Origin of the sequence: Tumebacillus lipolyticus (assembly GCF_042682745.1) — a bacterium.
Lineage (GTDB): Bacteria > Bacillota > Bacilli > Tumebacillales > Tumebacillaceae > Tumebacillus_A > Tumebacillus_A lipolyticus.
The window spans coordinates 957,562-975,009 of the sequence record NZ_JBHUIO010000005.1; the positions used below are offsets into that span (position 1 = coordinate 957,562).

Here is a 17,448-nt window from a genome sequence, read left to right on the forward strand (position 1 = left end):
AGATAAAATATCAGACTATATACGTAGTCTGTGGGGATCTACACACCAGAGTTGAGAAGGGGATTTGGGATGATTCGGATACTACAAGGAATTCTGATCACCGTCTGCATTCTTCTCGGCATTGTGCTGATCAGCAATGTGGAGAAAGGGATCGACGTGATCTCGAAAGAGGAAGTTCAAGTGGTTCTGCTTCCTGGCGGTAAGCTCCAAAGCGTGGTCGAGTCGTTTCCCGGTGCGGTCATCGTCGATGAGTCGGCTGGCATTCTGAAGTTCCCACCGGAGACGCTCAAAGCCATGTCAAGCCAGTTGAACCGTCACAAACAGGTGCAAGCGGTTCTTCCGGTGGTCACAACACCCTCATTCGATTTTAAAAATTATGCTGAAGCACTTAAAAATCAGGCAAACTCCTATCTGGACGGAGATTTCGGCGCGATTGGCTACTTTTCGCGCCCGCAGCCGGTGCCGATCAGCAGCTCGCTGGACGATATGATCAAGCGATCGCTGTCCTATCTGGTTCCCGGCCTGTTCCTCGGGATCATTTTCGGCTTCGCTGCCGCCTTGATCGCCGTTGCGAAGCCGAAGGTCGGCAAAGTTCTCGATGTCGGCCATGGATTTCTGATGTCGCTGCCCGACTTTTTTGTGGTCGTGCTCTTGCAGTTTCTCGCCATCGCGATCAACAAGATGGCCGGGTCACCGGTGATCATCATCATGCAGTTCGTCAAACAGACGCCTTTCCTGATCCCGATGCTCGCCATCGCGATCCTGCCGGCCGCGCTGGTCTACGGAACGCTGCGCATCGCGTTTGAACGCGAATGGGACGAAGGCTACATCAAGACCGCCTATTCGAAAGGTCTTTCCCGCCCCCGGGTGATCTTTGCGCACATCATGCGCAACACGATGGAAGACTTCCTGACGATCATCCCGCGCGCCGTCTCCGTCGCGCTGACATCGCTCGTCGTCGTCGAGGTCATGGCTGGCATCTTCGGGCTTGGCGGTTATGCGGTCAACAAATCGATCGCCTACGTCACCTCGCTTGCGACCACCTGTGCGATCTTGGCAGGGTTTGCCCTGATCGTCCAAGGTCTGTTCGCCTACCTGCGCAGCCGAGTGATCGTCAACACGAAGGAGGGCGCGTAAGATGAACGAAGCGAAGAAAGATCGCCTGCTCTACCGGCTGGCCGGGGCACTGCTGCTGCTCCTCGTGTTTGTCGCCGTGTTCGGCTCCTACATCATGCCCTATGAGATCACCAAAGAGCACAAGATCGGAATCGTTCACGAGGTGGTAGACGGGGTGAGCAAATCGATTGCACCGCCGTTCGGGCCGAGCCTCGACCACCCGCTCGGCACCGACCATCGCGGATACGATGTGCTCTCCCTGCTCTTAAACGGGGCGAAGTACACGCTCGGGTTCGCCTTTCTCGTCACCCTGGTGCGGATTGCGATCGCGCTCCCGCTCGGCCTGTACTCCGGGTCTACCGGGCGCGGACGGAAGGTGATCCACATCTTGCAATTGATCACCTCGGGAGTGCCTGCCCTCCTGCTGATCTTCCCCACGCTGTACGGCCTGTCCAGGCTGCTGGGGATGAACGAGGGGATGAACCCGAACGATCCGAAGATCCTGATGTTCGCGTTTCTGCTCTTCACCCTGCTCGTGCTGATCGGCGTGTTTCCGTTCGCCCATCAGATGGGGGAGCGCGCTCGCTTCTTCACGGCGAAAGAGTATGTGTCCGCCTCCAGAACGATGGGCGCTTCAACTACTCGGATCGTGTTTCGTCACCTGTTGCCGCACTTGCGCCCCGACCTCTGGTTTGCCTTGCTGACCGACTTTATCAGCGTGCTGTTCCTGATCGGTCAGCTCGCCGTCCTGAACATCTTCCTCGGCGGCGGTGAACTGTTCGTCATCGATGATGGACCGCCCGCTACGGTCATGACGCTGACGATGACAGGCGAATGGAGTGGCATGATCTCCTACGGCTCGCGTTACCTGCGCGAATATCCGTGGCTGATCTTCGCGTCAGGCGTCTTCCTGACCCTGTCGATCCTGATCCTGTCGTTTTTCTCCAAGCAGTTGCAGAAGCGCCTGGCTCGCCCATATCTCTATCGAACCAAGCCGCTCCTGCAAAACAAGCCGGTGCTGGCGCTCAGCGGTGCGCTCGTCACCGCCTGCATCCTGATCGTCGCCTTCCTGCCGAACAAGTCGCCTACGATCGTCACCGCGACCGCCGTGGTCGAAGAGGAGAAGTTCGACCCGCAAAAGGCGGCGCTGGAAGAGGAGATCAAACGCTCGGAGCAACGGATGAAGGAGACTGCCACCAGCTTCCTCAAATACCTGCAGGAAGACAAGTGGCAGTATGCACAGGTCTACCTGTTCGTCGATCCGGGCAAAAAGTCATCCTTCTCGGTGAACTTCAAAGAGCCGATCTCACCGTTTGACGGTTGGTTGCAGAAGTTTAAACAAGGGTATAAGTTTGTCGAGTTCGGTGGGATCAGCCGTTCGGAGCGAGAGGTAAAGGTTGGTGACTTCGAGCTGCAGCTCTTCGACCTCGAATTGAAGATGCAAGGCCCGAACGGAGAGCAGGAGATCTGGCCGATCACGATCGACTGGAACCGCGTCGTCGGCGATGTGGTCACCCCGCCGGAAAAGAAGTAATCGAGAGCAGAAAAAGTAGAGAAAAGCATAGGAAACTGGTGGTTGAGATAGAAAAGGAGAGCCTCGTCAGCTCTCCTTTTTACGTTGTGCAGGCACAACCTGCATGTATGTCGATTCGTTCACCATTTTCAGTTGCTGTTGCACCACCTCTGAGAAATGGTGCTTCTCCTGCAGGCTGAACAGCGCGAGCGACTGTTCGAGCAGCTGGCTCACTTTGCTCGGCTCCTTCCCTGCGGCGAGCATCGACGAGGCGCATTGGAAGTACAGCTCGCCAAGCAGGTACATCATCTCCGACCGCTTGCATGCGCGAATGCCTTGGCGCGCATACTTGATCGCTTTTTCGTACCGCTTGAGCAGATGGCAAGCTTTTGATAGGTTGTAAAGAATGCGAATCTTGATCGTGATGTCGATCTCATGCGGGGTTTGGGAGAGCAGATCGAGCGCCTTTTGAAAGTGGATGATCGCTTTGTCGTACTGCTCTTCCTCAAAGTGGATGATGCCGATGCTGTTTAAAATTTCGCAGTGACGCTCTGTGTAAACGCTGCTCTGATGCGTGATCTCCGTCGCTTCCTGCAACAGCTGCAAGGATCGCTCCACATTGCGCTCGGTGTAATAGGCGATGATGCCCTCATGCCAGGTCAAAAATTGACGCGAGGCGGGCGCTTGAAACAGTTGGTTGTTCTTCTCCGCCCTGATGATCTCCGAGACCTTTTCATAATCGCGATCGCGGATCGCCTGACGGATGATCTTAAACGTCTCCGTCACATAGTCGGAGCGCTCCGAGGACGCCTGTTCATAGATATAGCTGATCTCCACGCCGAGGCGTCCTGCCAACTCGTACAGCGTGCTTGAGTTAGGGATGACCTCCCCCTTTTCGATCTTGCTGAGCTGACCTTGCGTACAGATGAGCTCGGACAGCTCTTTTTGGGTCATACTTCGTTGCATGCGCAATTCTTTGATCACCCTGCCAATCCGATAATAATCCATAACAGTCACCTCTAACAAAATATTCATAAATGAATATAATTCTATCTTACTACATTTTAACAGAAATATGAAGTCGGTAAATGCCCACCAAGCGAGGAGATCGCATTTTTAGAGATTTGAAAATATGGTAAATTAAGGTTAACATTAGGTTATCAAGCAGTGGTTGTATTCGATCTGATACGAGTTGGAGGGATCTTTTATGAAAAAAATGCCAGTCTCTATCGTCTTGCTCCTCTCCCTGATTTTCACTTCGGCCGGAGTTCTACCTTCGCTTCAAGCGTCGATCGGGCACGAACAGACCGAACCTTCGCTCCCACCTCAACACTGACCGGAAATAATATGCCCCACGATCAAAACCGCAGGAGGCGCCTGAAACGCTCCCTGCGGTTTTCACTCGTCCGCTTTGATCCAGCTTTCGGCCGCGACCGCTCGCTCGACCAGCTTCAAGTTGTCCATGTACAGCTCGCTGATGTTGTACGCCTCGCTCGGCCTTGCTGCAAACAGCTGAACAACCGCCGCTGTGGAGCGACACCAGTCCGCTTCGCTCCCACCTGTTCGATCTGGCACATCGGGCCAACTCGCCCAGAGCGATGGGCTGTAGATCGGCTTTGCCCCAGGTCGCAGCGCATCGCCTTCCACGCGCGGGTCATAGCGCTCCGACAGCAAGCAAGGCTGCGATCGCTCCGCCGTGTACAGATGGCGAAAGTAGTCAGCTCTTGAGGCGGTATGCGGCGTCCGTTTGGCAAACCGCACCACGCCAGCATGCACCTCTGCTATCCCGAAGAGGATGGCGTACAGGCGACGCCCGGTGTCGATGCGCTCGGTGAGCGACAGAAACGTATCGACGACACAGCCTGCGAGCTCCGTTCTGTTTTCCTCCGTCAGATAGGGAAAGATCACCTGCGTCAGGTTGAGATAGGTCTGCGCTTGAAATTCGAACGATTCGATCACCGGCTTGAAGCGCTCCTGTTGCACCACGTGCTGCTCGACCATATTTTGCTCGTTGATGACGAGCGCGATCGTCAGGAGCTCCTCATCGCCTTGCGCCCAATATCGCTCCCAGATGATGCGCATAAAGCGGGATATGGCGAAGCAGGGCAGCAGGTGAAACAGCGGTCGCCCCTGCTTTCTGCTCGCTTCATACAGCAACAATTGCGGATACGCATCGCCGAAGATCGAGCGATTGGCCCGCTCTAAGAATTGAAAAAATCGCTCGTGCTCCCCCGCCTCCATCGCTCGGGCGATCAGGTCGCCCTTCAGATCGGTCATCTGATAGCCGCCGTTTCGCGACACCATGTGGGCGAGCAACGCCCAATGCAGCTCGCGTGACCTGTCATACACCTCCCAGTAAGCCTGCGTGCGGGTGATGTTGTTGCGGTTTCGCACGTCTGTCTCCCGCCTGATCTGCCGAACCAGCCGCTCGTCCTCCTCGCTCAGCGGAGGCGGATCGAGTCGCTCCCCTCGCTCCTGTCGCAACCGCTCACTGCGCAGCTGCTCGCGCAGCAGATGAGCGATCTCCCGCTCCGCTTGCACCTCGACCGTCCCCTCCGCTCGGGCTCGCCACCGTTTCCAAAAGGTCAGCCATCGCTCCTGCCAAGCGCCCATCTTGCTCCCCCCTTCCTCGTCTGCGCCACACTCCTAGGATGCGCCAATCAAAAGCGAATTCACACCTGATCGATCGAGCGGCAGATCGAGCAGAGCATAGCAAAAAGCCCTCGTCAGACCGAGAGGGCTTTTTGCATCATCTTCAGTTCCGCTTTCAGCGGCAGATCACTTCAAATCGATCCTTTCAAAGCGATCACTTCAACCCGCGCTTGGTCATCTCCAACACGACGTAGGAGGCAACATCTGGCGCGAGCGTTCCCGGGCCGAATCCCGCATCGTATCCAAGTTCGAGGGCGAGCTCGTGCGAGATGCGCGGGCCGCCGCAGATCAGCACCATCTTCTGGCGCAACCCTTCCGCTTCCAGCAGCTCGACCAGTTGGGCGAGGTTGGGAATGTGAACATCCTTCTGGGTCACCACCTGCGAGACGAGGATCGCGTCCGCTTTCAGCTCGATCGCTTTGGCGACCATCTCTTCGTTCTCCACCTGCGAACCGAGGTTGTACGCATCGATCTGCGGATAGCGCTCAAGGCCGTACTCGCCGTTGTACCCTTTCATGTTCATGATCGCGTCGATCCCGACCGTGTGCGCATCGGTGCCTGTGCAAGCGCCGATGATGGTGATCTTGCGCCCGATGTTCTCCTTGATGTAGTCGTTGACCTCGTAGAACGACATGCGCGGTGAATCCACCTTCGCCACTTTGATCTTGGTGAAGTCGACCGCCTCTTTCGTCTTCGCGTAGAGGACGACAAAGGTGAAATCTTCCCCGAGATCGTGCTGGTGCACCACCGACGGATCGTGCAGCCCCATCTTGATCACCAGCTGTCGAGCCGCTTCTGCCGCCTCTTCGCCCGGAGGTACCGGAAGCGAGAAGGACAGTTGGATCATCCCGTCATCGAACGTGTCGCCATAGGGGCGAACCTGTGTGAAATCACGGTTCTCCCACGGGCGTTTCTCTCCTGGCACGCTCATCGTCCAATCGCCTCCAAACCGACTTCCTCCCGCAGGAGCGTCTCAAACGGGTTGAAATAATCGTCGGCGCGCATCATCACCCCGTGCAGCCCCTTGCCGCCCGTCATCGTCCGCTTGACATCGGCGAACAGGCCGCGGGAGATCGCTTCGAGCAGTCCGATCTCGCGGAGCTCTTCGAGCATCACCGTCGCATCCTGCAGCACGTCTTGTGCGCGCTTGACGATCTTCCCATCCTGCTTGAACTCGATCTCGTCGCCGAGTGTGCGCAGGTTGCTGAACACATATCTCGCCCCTTCGATCGCGATGTGGCGGTCGTGGATCAGCGGGGTGTGAATCGCTTCGGTCATCATGCCGAGCAGCTGGATGCCCTGGTTGGTCATCGCGCCGACGACGTTGAACAGCGTGTCCTGCACATGCCCTTTAAAGATGTTGCCCGTCATGTGCTTGGTCGGCGGCATGTATTTGAGCGGCGCCTTCGGGAAGATCTCCCGCGCCAGCTGCGCTTGCGCCAGCTCCAGCAGGAACCCGTCTTCGAGGTCGGGGCTCATCTCGAACGCATGGCCCAGTCCCATCTGCTCTTCCGGCAGGCCGGAGCGAAGCGCCAACTGCTCGTTGATAAACTGCGAGGCGAGCACAGAGGGAGCCGCTTCCACCGCATCGGCTGTGGTCAGGTAGTTGTCCTCTCCGGTGTTTATGATCACGCCGGCAAAGGAGTTGATCATCCGCGAGAAGTTCTGATCCACCAGCGTGCGCTGCATGTTGATGTCGCGGAACAGGATGCCGTACAGGGCGTCGTTCAGCATCACGTCGAGCCGCTCCAGCGCCCCCATCGCCGCGATCTCCGGCATGCACAGGCCGGAGCAGTAGTTGCAGAGTCGGATATACCGCCCGATCTCCTCGCCCACCTCGTCGAGAGCTTCGCGCATGACGCGGAAGTTTTCCTGTGTCGCATAGGTACCGCCAAACCCTTCGGTCGTCGCCCCGTATGGCACATAGTCGATCAGCGACTGACCGGTCGAGCGGATGACGGCGATGATGTCTGCGCCCTGTCGAGCTGCCGCCTTCGCCTGCACCACATCTTCGTATATATTTCCGGTCGCCACGATCACATAGATATAGGGTCGCGGTCCTTCGCCGAGCGTGGCGAGGTATTGATCCCGCTTGGCGCGGTTGGCGCGAATCTTTTCGATCGAGAGCTTGGCGAGCTCATTCGCCTTCTCCCTGATCTGCTCTTCCCCGAGCAGAGGGAGCTCCAGCAGGTCGAGGGAGCCTGCGGCCACCTCTTCGCCCACCTCCTGAACGGTGAGCCCTTTTTGCAACACGGCGTTGATGACGAAGCGGGCGGCGCCGCGCTCCAGTTGTCCGCCTTCCTTGATGTGATCGACCACCACGTTGGGAAGCGGCACATAGTCGGCATCGATCCCATCCAACCCGTACAGGCGCAACACGGTGCGCTCGACGGCGACGGTGGTGCGCTCTAAGATAAACTCCTGCAGAGAATCGGCCACATCGGACGCCGCTTGGCGCGCCCGTGCCACCTTCTGCTGATCCAGATACAGCTTGCTCATGATGTGGGGCCCTCCTTTCGCTGTAATACTGCCTGCGCCTGCTCAAGCACCGCCTGAGGCAGACCGAAGCATTTTGCCAGCCGCACGGCGTCCTTGGGGACATCTCCGGCGCAGCTTTTGAGCAACCGATAATCCATCGCGCTGTAGAGGCGCTGTAACAGCTCTTGCGGCGCGCTTTCTTCCAATCGATCGAGCAGATCGCGCTTCAGACCGGCGACGCGAAATCCCTGAATGCCGTTCACTTCGGTCACGCCAGGAAAATGGCTGGCGAACAGGGCGCTGTGCCCGGTGGTCAGCAGGTAGCTGGCCAAGCCGATCGCCAGCGCCTCCCCCTCCTCCGGGTTGGTGGTGCGCGCCACCTCGTCCAGCAGGAGCAAAGCGGGCCTGCTGTCGCCGAGCAGCGCGGACAGACGCTGCATCTCCGCACCAAACGAGGAGAGGCCGCTCGCGAGGCTCTGCTCGTCTCCTCCGGAGATGCCGATGCGCTCGACCGGGCGGAAGCGGAACAGTCTCGCCGGCACGGGCAGCGCGTGTTGGGCGAGCGCTTGCAACAACCCGAGCGTCTTCAAGACCACCGTCTTGCCGCCCATGTTCGGCCCGGTGATCAGCCCGACGCCAGGATCGAGTTCCAGATCGAGCGCGGTGTAGGCACCCCCCCGCTTCTCGACCGCTTCGCGGGCGAGAGGATGGAAAGCAGCCTCGACCGTCCAGCCGGAGGTGACGCTTCGATCGCGGGCGATCGCTTCCCGGCCCGCATCAGCAGCGCCTTCCACCGCTCGACCGACCTCCTGCGCTGCCGCTCCGCCTGCGCTTTCCCAGCAGACCGCCCCCATCTGCCACCTGTTGGCAAGATGCGCTTTCGCCAGGGTCAAGTCCAGCCGACCGAGCGCCGACAGCGCACGCAGCAGCATCGCCGCGTGCGGGCGAAACTCGCTCACGAGATCCTGCAGCGCCTCCGTCTCTCGATCCTCGATCTCCACCAGCTTGTCTTCGCGCTGTTGCAAAAGCTCTTGTACCCGCTCAGGCTCCACCTGCTGAAAGATCGCTTCGAACACCGTCTCCTGCATCAGCTGCAAATCTTGATCCTGCTTGGCAGCGGTCGCATTCGGATCTGACCGGTCGAACACCAGCTGTCCGTCTTTCCCCGGCTTTCTTCCATAGCGCGCGCGCAGGCGATCTCCCTGCGCCTTTTTTTCGGCGAAGATCGCTTCGTTCAGCGCGCTGTGCTCGCGATGCAGCCGCACCAGCTCCGCATCGCTCGACAGCTCGGCGAGCGAAAAGGATGGCACCAACTCCCCCGGCGGGTTCAGGCGGCGCAAGTGTTCCTCCCACGCCACCTGCTCCCAAAAGCGGAAGCAAAGCCCCTTCGCCTGCAGCAGACGCTCGACCGCAAATCCCTGCCAGCAGAACCGTTTCAGTTCAAAAAAATCGACAGGTCGCAGCGTCGCTCCCTGCTCGATCAAGCTCAACAACCCCTCGACATCGGGAAGCTGCCTGAGCGCATCGCGCAGCTCTTTGGCCCACTCCTCATCGCCGAGCGCTGAGCGCAGCATGAGCAGATCGTCCATCCGCTCCTCCCAGAGCGAGCGCTCGCTCGACAGGTAAGGTCTGATCTGCCGCTTGGCGCGCAGGCCCGCAGGCGAGACGGGCGAGAGCGACGCCATGACCTCCGGCCATCCTAAGAGCTCTTTTGTCGTCTCATCCCAAAACGACCCTGAGGTCATCGCCAGTCACTCCTTTACATTCCAGACGGCAACATCACCTGCCACCGCTTGCACCGCTTCCACCAGCTCACCGCTCGGCAGCTGATGCCCTTCTACCGAATAGGGATTGACCGTCATGCCATACACTCGTATCGAGCGGCGCACCACGATCTGATGACCGCGCCGCAAAAACTTGCGCCAAGCGCTCTGCGACACAAAAAAATGCGTGGCGTCAGACAACACGAGCGCAAAGCCGCGCGGAATCCCTTCTAACATCTGGATCAATCGGTCGGTCACCGCACCGGTCACCGCCAGCGCCCGCACCGCCTCCTGACCAGGCCAGCTCGGATCGCTCTGCGGGTTTTGGGTAAACGAGGAGGTCTGGGTGAGCAGAACGTGCTCCAGCCGGTCTTCGCGCAGCACGCCGACCGCAAGCGTTCCGCTCTCCGCCGCCGCATCGTACAGGCGGGCCAGCTCGTCATCCGCTTGCGGCAACAGAAAGCGCTGCAGAAAAAAAGCGCTCTTCTGCGCCACCTCTTGCACCGTTCGCGCCACCACAGCCCCGGTCGCCAATACGACGCCGTCTGTGACCAGCGGGCTTGCAGCCATCATCCGATCGAACGCACCGTCGACCAGGCAGAGGTCTGCGCCCTGCGCTTCCATCATCTGCAGCACCTGTGCGACCTGCTCTCGATAGCGAATGCCTGCCAGCACCACCGTTCCCGGCTCTTGCACCTCCGCCAGATAGACGTCGCCGAGCGTCGAGGAGATGCCCGTTCGCTCGATGATGCGAAGCAGGGCGGTGCCAGCTTCCAGCACATCGCCCGCAGACGCCACAAGGGCGCCCGCCGGAACTTCGACTTCTGGCTTGGGCACCCCCATGATCGCATCATGACGCTCTCCGTCCACGCCGATCGAGACGATCCCCAGCGCTCGCCCCTTGGCGGTCGCTTGATCGATCAACTCATTCATCGCCGTGGTCTTCCCTGCGTGCTTGGCGATGCCCACCAGCGATACGCGGCGGGCACCACAAAGCTCTACTTGCTCAAGCAACATCAGTCTGCCATCGGCAGGTCGATCTTCGCGCTCGCCTGTTCTTCCTGCATCTCTTTCGGGCGGCGGCGCACCATCCCTTTCGGCTCAAGCGACACCTGTTTGTCATTGAGCAGTTTGGCCAGACCGATCTCATCGCCCGTGCTGTGATCATGCGTGCAGGTCGGCGGACACCCTTTGTCCTCGTAGGTCGGCTCATGATACACCGAGATCACGCCCTCGAAGTTGCGCAGGATCACCTTGCCATGACCTTGCGAGATCACATATTGCGGCATGACCGGAATCTTGCCGCCGCCGCCCGGCGCGTCGACGACGAACGTCGGCACCGCATAGCCGGAGGTGTGACCGCGCAGCTGCTCCATGATCTCCAAGCCTTTGGAGACGGTGGTGCGGAAATGCTGAATGCCTTCCGACAGGTCGCATTGGTAGATGTAGTACGGGCGCACGCGGTTGTAGACCAGCTGGTGCATCAGGTCTTTCATCACGTGCACGCAGTCGTTGACCCCGCGCATCAAAACCGATTGGTTGCCGAGCGGAATGCCCGCATCTGCGATCTTGTGACAAGCTGCTTTCGCTTCCTCGGTCAGCTCATCCGGATGGTTGAAGTGCGTGTTGATCCAGACCGGATGGTATTTTTTCAACATGTTGACCAGGTTGTCGGTGATCCGCTGCGGGAAGACGACCGGGGCGCGCGTGCCGATGCGGATGATCTCCACATGCGGGATTTTGCGCAGGCTGGAGATGATGTATTCCAAGATCTTGTCGTTGACCAGCAGGCCGTCGCCGCCGGAGAGCAGGACGTCGCGCACCTGCGGGGTGCGTCTGATATAGTCGATCGCCGCGTCGAGCTGTTGCTTCGGCACCGATTGACCGACTTGGCCGGAGAAGCGGCGACGGGTGCAGTGGCGGCAGTACATCGAACATTGGTTGGTGATCAAGAACAGCACGCGGTCCGGATAACGGTGGGTCAGGCCCGGCGCCGGAGCATCTTCATCCTCGTGCAGCGGGTCGGCCATATCCCACGGCGAGCGCTGCATCTCATCGGACATCGGCACAGCTTGCAGGCGCACCGGACAGGTCGGATCGTCCTGATCCATCATCATCGCATAGTATGGCGTGATGCGCAGCGGAATCGACATCTTGACGTTCAGGATGCCCACGCGCTCCTCATCGGTCAGGTTGATCACCTTTTCCAGCGTCTCCAGATCGTTGATCGTGTGGGTCAGCTGCCACATCCAGTCATCCCACTGCTCGTTGGTGACATCTTTCCAAATCTCCACATCGCGGAAATGACGCTTTTGCTTCCCATAGTGATGCACAGTCAAACGCTCTTGTTGTTCCATGACGTACGTCCCCCTTTTCTCTCTTCCAGCGAATCGGGCCTACAGCCCGTATTTTGTTTCAAACAGCTGACGAAGCGCTGCCGATTCCCGCACCAGCTCCAGCGAAAGATCAGCATGCCCTTTCGTATAGCCGTTGCCGATGATCATGTTCACATCTTTGCCGACGCCTTCCGCGCCGAGCGCAGCCGCCGTGAACGAGGTGGCCATCGAGAAGAAGTAGACCGTCCCCTCGTCGCGGGTGGCGAGGATCGATGCCATCTCCGTGCCCGGGATGTTGACGCAGTTGACCGTCAGATCGGCGAAGCGCCCCTCTGTCTCCCGCTCCACCGCTTCCAGCACATCGACAGGTCGCGTGCAGTCGAGGTTGAGCACCACATCCGCCCAGCCGAGCTTCTCGATCGCCGCACAGCCTTGCTCGCCATACTCGATCGCGATGATCTTTCCGGTCGGACCGGCCGACTTTCGCGCCTGATAGAGCACCATCGTGCCGCTCTTGCCGCCAGCGCCCAAGATGACGACCGTGTCGCCTTCCTGCACCAGCTTCGCCGTCTGCGCAGGCGCTCCGCACACATCGAGCACCGCGAGCGAAATGCGGTCGGGCACATCGTCGGGCAGCTTGGCGTAGAGTCCCGATTCGAACAGGATCGCCTGACCTTTGATGTCAACCTGCCCGGTCTTCACATCCATCTTGACGATCTCCTCGATCGTCAGCGGCGTCAGCGACAGCGAGACGAGCGTCGCGATCCGATCGCCCACCTGCAGGTCGATCTTCCCCGCCAGCTGCTGCCCGATCTGCCGCACCGTGCCGATCAGCATGCCGCCAGAGCCTGTCACCGGGTTGTGGTGCTTGCCGCGGCTCGCCACGATGTTTTGCATATGCTCGCCGACCTTGACCGGATCTCCACCCTCCGCTTCGCGAATCTGCACGAATGAGGCGGAGTCGATGTTCAGCGTCTCCACATCGATCAAGATCTCGTTGTCGTATAACTCCATGCTGTTATCCAGCTTCCATGCGGGTTGCGGCATCGTGCCCTCTGGCTCCACGACGCGATGCAGACCGTAGCGATGGCCTGGTCTCATGGTGATTCCCTCCCTCAAACACCTTGCCTTGTTGTTGCCCGATATCTCAATGCAAAATTCATGCCAACATCGCTAAATTCAAGGGAAACCCTTCGTTACCAAAGGATTCTGGCAATTTGGCGCAACCGCTTACAAAAAAGAAAGCGCCGAAAATTCGGCGCTTTCGATCCTCTGCACGATTCATTTTTTCGCTCACATGTCCGCTTTCCCTCGCGAGGCGCTGCGCTTGGTGAGCTGTTCGCGCCCCTCTTTGTCCTGCGCTTTGTTCAACCTGTATTGCAAGGTCTGCCGCGGGACTTGGAGCAGTTTTGCCGCCTGTTGGATGTTGCCGTTCGTCTCGCGCATCGCCTGCTCGATCAGCGCGGTCTCCACCTGATCAAGCGCTTCACGCAAAGGGCGCACGGCGTGGGGCAGCGAAAAGTCCCCCTCCTGCTTGGCAGAAAAATGACCTTCGCGGATGTGCCAGGGCAGATGTTCCATCTGCAGATACGGGCCGTCTGCGATGTTCATCGCCCCTTCGATCGCATGCTCCAGCTCGCGCACGTTGCCCGGCCACTCATAGCGCACAAATCGATCGAACACCTCCGGCGTCACATCGACCACCGCCCGACCGAACTTTCGGTTGAACTTCTCGATAAAGTGTTTCGTCAGCAGCCGGATGTCGTCTGGACGCTCAGACAACCGCGGCAGATGCAGCGAGACGACGTTTAAGCGATAGTAGAGGTCGGCTCGCAGATTGCCGCGCTCGATGGCGACGATCGGGTTTTGGTTGGTCGCCGCGAGCACCCGCACGTCCACTTCGATCACCTTCGCATCGCCGACGCGGCGGACGATGCCCTCCTGCAACACCCGCAACAGCTTGGCTTGAAGCTCCAGCGGCATCGAGTTGATCTCATCGAGAAAGAGCGTCCCACCATCGGCCAGCTCAAACAGCCCGGGCCGATTTTCCGCCCCTGTAAACGAGCCCTTCACTGTGCCGAACAACAGCCCTTCCAGCAGCGAGGCGGGCAGGGCGGCGCAGTTTTGGGCGATGAACGGTCGGTTGCGCCTAGGCGAGGCGTTGTGGATCGACTGGACGAACAGCTCCTTGCCTGTGCCCGTCTCGCCAAACACCAGCACGGGCGAAGAGGTGGTCGCCGCCCTGGCTGCCAGCTCTTTGAGCAACAGCATCGACCGCTCCTGCGTCAAGATCTGGGCAAAGGTCCAGCGCGCTTCGATCGGGCTCTTCTTCTTGCCCGTCCCTCGTTCCATGCTGACGATCTGCGCCTGCAGATCGACCAGCTTCTCGTTCAGCTCTTTGAGTCGGGTCAAATCTTTCGCCACTTCAAGCGCCCCGATCAGCCGTCCTGACGACATGATCGGCAACGTCGTGTTCACCGTGTGCACCTTCGTGCCTCGGTAGTTGGTGTACATCTGCGGCATGTCCGGGATGCGCTCGCCGGTGTCGATCACCTTGAGCAATGTCGAAGTGCTCGTCTGAAGCGACGGAAACACTTCCAGCAGGTGCCGTCCGATCACCTCCTGCGGATCGAGGCCATCGAGCTTGGCGGCAGAATCGTTGTAGTAGATCGTGATGCCATCCCGGTCGACCGCATGAATGCCCTCATCGATCGAGGCCAAAATCGCCCGCAACATCTCGACCATCTCTTGCGCCTCACGGTCCATCGCCCATCCCCTCCTCACCTCTGTCAGAGCTGCCGAATTCCCGGCGTTTTGGATGCCGAAAATTCGGCAACCCGTCTCAAAAAAAGTTCCGCCATTACAGCGGACGCGATAGTAGAATGCGATCTCTGCACGGGATGCCGTTCTCAACGATCGGCTCGCCGTACTCTCTGAGAAAATAATCGAAATCGATCCCGATCATGCGAAACCCAAGTTTTTGATAGAAAGCCAGATTCCCGATGCTTGAGTTTCCGGTGCTGACGATCACCTCGCGAAACTCGCGCTCTTTCAAGTTTTTGAGCACGGTCAACAACAGTTGTTTGCCGTGACCTTGCCCTTGATACGCTTCTCGCACTGCGATGTTTTTGATCTCTACTTTGCCCTCTTCGCTCTGCAGCAAGACCAGCACGCCGATCGTCTCTTCCTCTACCGATCTCCACGCGTACAGCTCGCCGCGGGGCAGATAGTTGCGCACCATCTCTTCAGACGGATCGGCCAGCAACAAGAGCGGTAGATACGCCTCATGATTTCTTTCGACCAAATGAAGCATGGTGTCCCCTCCAATCCTACTCTGCTTATCTACGCACTAGACCCCGTCAATTCCTCTTTTTCTGCTCATCTGTTGTCTTCTTCAACAACACAGGAACGCGCCGTTTAAGCTGTGAACCGATCTGGCCGAGCTCCTTTGAGGCGTGATTTCCCCAGTATCCATCTAAGGGAACCCTGATGCCGAGCTCATCGGCAAGCTCATGCTTCATCCGCTCGACCATCAGCCTGACCTCCGGATCATTTATATCCCATGCTCTCTTTTTATTCACCGCATTCATCTCCCATCCTGCCAAATTCAGCAGATCCAATCATTTATTTTTGAATTTTTTCTTTAAAATTGATATCCCGCATCTCTGTAGCGCCAGTTTGATCGAACGGCCCGTTCGGACCGACACGATTTTGAATTGACCGTACGATTGCAGACACCGCTCTAGCTTTGCCGAAAATGCGCAGAAACAGACCGCTCCGAGAAAAAACACTCACTGTCGAAAAAAATCGCTTCCGCTCGAAACGAAAAAGAGGGAGGGACGGCAGGCTGGGCATCCACAACTCGCAACCGCCGACAGAATCGCCTGATTATTACCGAATGTCGAATAGTATTAACCGAAACTTCAAAAAGAATATTGACCTATAACCATAAATGGGTACAATTAAAAATAAGAACATTTATAAAGTTTTTATAATTATAACAAAAAGAGAGGGAGGTTATTCAAAATGAACAAAAAGCTGACTGCTGCATTGGTGATGACATCGTTGATCGCGTCTGCGCTGGCGATGTCGTCCGCAGGTGCATCTGCCGACAAGCAAGTGCTGAAAGACGGGGAGGGCGCCGTTCACAACGTCGTTGGCAACCTCGGCAAAGTGAGTGGCACCACGCCGGAGGATCGCGCGCTCAAAGCGCTCGACAAAGCAAAAGACGTGTACGGTTTCGCGAAGGCAACAGACAAATTCAAAGTGAAAAAAACGCACCGCGATGAGAACGGCACCACCCACACCAAGCTCGACCGCACGATCGGCGGCATCCCCGTCTTCGCCAGCGAAATGATCGTGCACGAGGCGGACGGCGACGTGCAGGGCATCACCGGCATTTACAGCGAGCTGACCCCGACGGCGAGCAAAGCGACGCTGAAAGCAAAAGAGGCGATCACCGCGGCGATCGCGCACACCGGGTACCAAGGCGAGCTGTCCGAAGCGGCACAGGCGGAGCTGATCTACCTCCCGCAAGCGGACCGCGCGGTGCTCAGCTACAAGGTCGGCGTCAACTATCTGGGCGACTCCCCTGGGCGTTGGACCGTGTTCGTCGACGCCACCACCGGCGCCGTGCTCGACGCGTACAACATGATCGAGCACGTTCAGGGCACCGGGATCGGCGTGCTCGGCGACACCAAGACGATCGAGACGACCTATCGCTCCGGCACCTACTACCTCGAAGATCGCAGCAAGCCGATGAGCGGCATGATTCAGACCAAGACGTACAACAACGGAATCTTCTCTTCCAATATGACCGATGCGGACAACGTGTGGGATGCGCCAAAACAGCGGGCCGGCGTGGACGCGCACTACTACACGGGCGTCGTCTACGATTACTACCTCAACAACCTCGGCCGCAATTCCTATGACAACGCCGGCCACACCATGCTGTCCTATGTCAACTACTCGAACAAATACAACAACGCCTTTTGGAATGGATCGTCGATGACCTATGGAGACGGCGATGGCGTGAACTTCCGTCCCTTCTCCGGCTCGCTCGACGTGGTCGCACATGAGCTGACACACGGTGTGACCGAGCGCACCTCCGGCCTCGTCTACAGAAATCAATCGGGCGCGCTCAACGAATCCTGGTCGGATGCGATGGCGGCTGCGATCACCGGAGATGATTGGCTGATCGGCGAAGACATCTGCATTCCGAGCGGCGCCTACACCGCCTTCCGCTCGATGTCCGATCCGACCGCCTATGGCGATCCTGCGCACATGAATCAATATGTGAACACCTCTGCTGACAACGGAGGCGTTCACACCAACTCGGGCATTCCGAACAAAGCGTTCTACAGCTTTGCCACCGCGATCGGCTCGCGCGACATCGCCGCCAAAGTCTGGTACATCGCGTCCCGCGACTACATGGTTTCGAACACCAACTTCTCCGGCGCTCGGGCAGCGACCCTACAAGCATGCTCCGCTCTTTATGGCTCCGGGTCGTCCTACTACTCCGCCCTGCAAAGCGCGTGGAGCGGCGTCGGTGTATACTAATTCAAAATCATGATTCCTCGATCATCGACAA

14 protein-coding genes are annotated in these 17,448 nt (G+C 58.4%); 3 read left to right on the forward strand and 11 right to left on the reverse strand.

All coding sequences use genetic code 11. The features are described from left to right. The first annotated feature begins 69 nt into the window (after positions 1–69). Together ACFSOY_RS09695 and ACFSOY_RS09700 are read left to right on the forward strand one after the other, a co-directional pair. Entirely contained in the window at positions 70–1,137 is a 1,068-nt protein-coding gene (locus ACFSOY_RS09695) for an ABC transporter permease subunit (RefSeq protein ID WP_386046067.1), read from the forward strand. 1 nt (position 1,138) lies between these two features. Then, complete coding sequence (locus ACFSOY_RS09700) at positions 1,139–2,650, forward strand: ABC transporter permease (RefSeq protein WP_386046069.1); 1,512 nt, start codon at positions 1,139–1,141, stop codon at positions 2,648–2,650. 66 nt (positions 2,651–2,716) lie between these two features. Here the strand turns inward: ACFSOY_RS09700 and ACFSOY_RS09705 are convergent, their stop codons facing one another. From ACFSOY_RS09705 to ACFSOY_RS09755, 11 genes are all read right to left on the reverse strand, one after another. Then, a complete protein-coding gene (locus ACFSOY_RS09705) occupies positions 2,717–3,637 on the reverse strand; it encodes a helix-turn-helix domain-containing protein (protein ID WP_386046071.1) in 921 nt (306 codons plus the stop codon). Positions 3,638–4,027: 390 nt separating this feature from the next. Then, positions 4,028–5,242, reverse strand: a complete 1,215-nt coding sequence (locus tag ACFSOY_RS09710; RefSeq protein ID WP_386046073.1) for a DUF2515 family protein — start codon at positions 5,240–5,242, stop codon at positions 4,028–4,030. Between the two features lie 193 nt (positions 5,243–5,435). Next, a complete protein-coding gene (gene kamE, locus ACFSOY_RS09715; RefSeq protein WP_386046076.1) occupies positions 5,436–6,212 on the reverse strand; it encodes a lysine 5,6-aminomutase subunit beta in 777 nt (258 codons plus the stop codon). Then, the gene (gene kamD, locus ACFSOY_RS09720; RefSeq protein WP_386046078.1) at positions 6,209–7,780 is read right to left on the reverse strand and encodes a lysine 5,6-aminomutase subunit alpha; all 1,572 of its coding nucleotides are present in this window, start codon (positions 7,778–7,780) and stop codon (positions 6,209–6,211) included. Before kamD ends, kamE begins: the two co-directional genes overlap by 4 nt. Beyond that, positions 7,777–9,504, reverse strand: a complete 1,728-nt coding sequence (locus ACFSOY_RS09725; protein WP_386046080.1) for a MutS-related protein — start codon at positions 9,502–9,504, stop codon at positions 7,777–7,779. The genes kamD and ACFSOY_RS09725 overlap by 4 nt, the downstream gene beginning before the upstream one ends. 6 nt (positions 9,505–9,510) lie before the next feature. Next, complete coding sequence (gene kamB / locus ACFSOY_RS09730) at positions 9,511–10,539, reverse strand: lysine 5,6-aminomutase reactivase subunit KamB (protein WP_386046082.1); 1,029 nt, start codon at positions 10,537–10,539, stop codon at positions 9,511–9,513. Beyond that, on the reverse strand, positions 10,539–11,879 hold the full coding sequence (kamA, locus tag ACFSOY_RS09735; RefSeq protein ID WP_386046084.1) for a lysine 2,3-aminomutase: 1,341 nt from the start codon (positions 11,877–11,879) through the stop codon (positions 10,539–10,541). Before kamA ends, kamB begins: the two co-directional genes overlap by 1 nt. A gap of 39 nt (positions 11,880–11,918) precedes the next feature. Then, positions 11,919–12,959 (reverse strand): L-erythro-3,5-diaminohexanoate dehydrogenase, encoded by a 1,041-nt coding sequence (gene kdd, locus ACFSOY_RS09740; RefSeq protein WP_386046086.1) that lies wholly within the window; start codon positions 12,957–12,959, stop codon positions 11,919–11,921. A 192-nt stretch (positions 12,960–13,151) separates the two neighbouring features. Beyond that, complete coding sequence (locus ACFSOY_RS09745; RefSeq protein ID WP_386046088.1) at positions 13,152–14,624, reverse strand: sigma-54 interaction domain-containing protein; 1,473 nt, start codon at positions 14,622–14,624, stop codon at positions 13,152–13,154. A 94-nt stretch (positions 14,625–14,718) separates the two neighbouring features. Continuing rightward, positions 14,719–15,171: a GNAT family N-acetyltransferase gene (locus ACFSOY_RS09750; protein ID WP_386046090.1), complete on the reverse strand. Its 453-nt coding sequence runs from the start codon at positions 15,169–15,171 to the stop codon at positions 14,719–14,721. 46 nt (positions 15,172–15,217) lie between these two features. Beyond that, the gene (locus ACFSOY_RS09755) at positions 15,218–15,439 is read right to left on the reverse strand and encodes a small, acid-soluble spore protein, alpha/beta type (RefSeq protein WP_386046092.1); all 222 of its coding nucleotides are present in this window, start codon (positions 15,437–15,439) and stop codon (positions 15,218–15,220) included. A 445-nt stretch (positions 15,440–15,884) separates the two neighbouring features. Here ACFSOY_RS09755 and ACFSOY_RS09760 point away from each other — a divergent pair, with 445 nt between their 5' ends. Beyond that, entirely contained in the window at positions 15,885–17,417 is a 1,533-nt protein-coding gene (locus ACFSOY_RS09760; protein ID WP_386046094.1) for a M4 family metallopeptidase, read from the forward strand. The last annotated feature ends 31 nt before the right edge of the window (positions 17,418–17,448 follow it).